Genomic DNA, 2810 nt, shown 5'->3' with positions numbered 1-2810 from the left:
GCGTCGTTCACCGCGGCGCTGGAGCGCGTCGCCGCCGCGGCCGCGCGGGTGGATGCCCGCCCGCTCGCCGACGTGGACGAGATCGCCGTGATGTGCGACAAGCGGCGCTGCCACGCCCGCCTGCGTGCGGCGGGTGTCGCCGTCCCCGAGGCCCTGGGGCCCGTGGGCGACTACGCCGAGCTGCGCGCGCGGATGGCGGCCGCGGGCCTGCACCAGGTGTTCGTCAAACCGGCGCACGGCTCGTCCGCCAGCGGCGTCGTGGCGCTGCGGGTCGCACCTGGCGGGCGGGTCAGGGCCGTCACCTCCGCCGCGCCCGCCGCCGCGGGGTACGCCAACGCGCTGCGGGTCCGCACCTACGAACGGGAGGCCGAGGTGGCCCGGCTGATCGACCTGCTGGCGCCGGACGGGCTGCACGTCGAACGCTGGCTGCCCAAGGCCTCGCTCGACGACCGCGGCCTGGACCTGCGGGTCGTCGTGATCGGGGGGGAGCCGACGCACGTGGTCGCGCGGACCAGCCGTTCCCCGCTGACGAACCTGCACCTCGGCGGCCTGCGCGGCAGCGTGCCGGCCGTGCGCGACGCGCTTGGCCCGGCTGGTTGGGAGCGGGCGCTGGACGTGTGCGCGCGGGCCGCCGCCTGCTTCCCCGCCAGTCTGATGGTCGGCGTCGACCTGCTCGTCGAGGTCGGCTGGCGCCGCGTCGCGGTCGGCGAGGTCAACGCCTTCGGCGACCTGCTGCCCGGGATCACCGGGCTGCCCGGCACCTGGGCCGAAGGCCTGGGCACCCACGCGGCCCAGGTCCGCGCGGCGCTTCGGGCACCGCTGGCCGGAGCCGTGCGATGAGCCGGGACATGCACGGCATCGTCGGCAGCCACGACCTGCTGTTGATCACGCTCGACACGCTGCGCTACGACGTCGCCGCCGAACTCGCCGCCGCCGGGCAGACACCCACCCTGCGCGCCCTGCTGCCCGGCGGCCGCTGGGAACGCCGCCACACTCCGGGCAGCTTCACCTACGCGGCGCACACCGCCATGCTCGCCGGTTTCCTGCCGACCCCGGCCGGTCCGGGTCCGCATCCGCGCCTGTTCGCCGCCGCGTTTCCCGGCAGCGCCACCACCGCCCCCGCCACCTGGACGTTCGACGCCCCCGACCTGCCGTCGGGTCTCGCGGCCGCCGGCTACCACACGGTGTGCGTCGGCGGCGTCGGCTTCTTCAACAAGCTCTCGCCGCTGGGCTCCACGCTGCCCGCACTGTTCGCCGAGAGCCACTGGGAGCCGCGCTTCGGCGTCACCGACCCGGACTCGCTCACCCACCAGATCGACCGGGTCGGCGAGGTGATCGCCCGCCTGCCCGTCCGGCGGCGGCTGTTCCTGCTGCTCAACGTCGCCGCCCTGCACCAGCCGAACTGGTTCTACCTCGCCGGCGCCACCCCCGCGCACGGCGACACCCGCGACTCCCACGCCGCGGCGCTGCGCCACATAGACGGGCAGCTCGGCCGGCTGTTCGCGCTGATGCGCCGGCCCTGTTTCGTGATCGTCTGCTCGGACCACGGCAGCGCCTACGGCGAGGACGGCCACACCGGCCACCGCCTCGGCCACGAGGTCGTCTGGACCGTCCCCTATAGCGAGTTCGTGCTCTCATGACCGACAGCCCGTACCAGGACTACCTCTACGCCTACCCGCACAAGACGGCCTACCGCCCGCTGTCCCCGCGACCGCGGCTGCGTGAGGTGTGGGCGGGGGAGGACCGCCGCGCGCTCTCCCTCTACCTGCATGTTCCGTTCTGCGAGATGCGCTGCGGCTTCTGCAACCTGTTCACCCGCACCGGCGCCGCCGCGGACCTCACCGGCCGCTACCTCGACGCCCTGGACCGCCAGGCCACCGCCGTCGCCGCCGCCCTCGCCCCGCACCTCGACTGGGATCTGCTCGACGTTCTCACCGAGGCGCCGGGCGCGGCGAGCCTGGAGCGGGTCGACGTCGTCCAGCCGGTGCTGTTCGCGGTCCTCGTCGCCCTCGCCCGGCTCTGGCAGCACCACGGCGTCGCGCCGAAGGCCGTCGTCGGCCACAGCCAGGGGGAGATCGCCGCCGCGCACATCGCCGGCGCGCTCACCCTCGACGATGCCGCCCGGATCGTCGCCCTGCGCAGCCTGGCGCTGACAACCATCGCGGCGCCGGGCGCGATGGCGTCGATCAACCTGCCCGCCGAGCAGCTCGAGGGACTGCTGACCCCGGGACTGTCCGTCGCCGCGGTCAACAGCCCGGCGACCACCATCGTCGCCGGCGACGAGGCCGAGCTGACCGCACTGCTGGCGGCGGTGCGCGAGCGCGATGTCCGTACCCGGCTGCTGCCCGTCACCTACGCCTCGCACTCCCCGCACGTCGAGGCGATCCGCGACGAGCTGCTCGCCGCGCTCGCACCCGTCCGGCCGCAACCGGCGAGCATCCCGATCCTCTCGACCGTCACCGCCGACTGGATCGACCCGACCACCCTCACCGCCGACTACTGGTACGCCAACCTGCGCCAACCCGTCCTGTTCGAACCCGCCACCCGCGCCCTGCTCACCGCCGGCCACGACCTGTTCATCGAAATCAGCCCGCATCCCGGTCTCACCACCGCGCTCACCGAGACCCTCGACACCGCCACCGGCCTGTCCGGTCCCGTCGCCATCGCGGAGACGCTGCGCCGCGACGTGGGCGGCCCGGCGAAGTTCCACGCGGCACTCGCCGAAGCCTGGGTGCGCGGCGCGCCGGTCGACTGGCGAGTCGCCCTCGACACCCGCCAGTCGGCCGCACCGGCGGCGCGGGCCGTGGGTG

The 2810-nt window shown here is 74.8% G+C and carries 3 protein-coding genes; all 3 read left to right on the top strand.

All coding sequences use genetic code 11. The features are described 5' to 3' along the window. Nucleotides 1-840, top strand: an 840-nt coding sequence (locus tag MXD58_RS28075; RefSeq protein WP_250611189.1) for an STM4014 family protein, incomplete at its 5' end; no start/stop codon positions are given. Then, nucleotides 837-1640, top strand: coding sequence for an STM4013/SEN3800 family hydrolase (locus MXD58_RS28070; RefSeq protein ID WP_248839317.1), 804 nt, complete (start codon nt 837-839; stop codon nt 1638-1640). The genes MXD58_RS28075 and MXD58_RS28070, both read left to right, overlap by 4 nt. Beyond that, nucleotides 1637-2810, top strand: a 1174-nt coding sequence (locus tag MXD58_RS28065) for an acyltransferase domain-containing protein (protein ID WP_250611187.1), incomplete at its 3' end; no start/stop codon positions are given. The genes MXD58_RS28070 and MXD58_RS28065, both read left to right, overlap by 4 nt.

Source organism: Frankia sp. AgKG'84/4 (genome assembly GCF_023242965.2).
Classification (GTDB): domain Bacteria; phylum Actinomycetota; class Actinomycetes; order Frankiales; family Frankiaceae; genus Frankia.
This window is presented reverse-complemented; position numbering and strand designations above follow the sequence as displayed.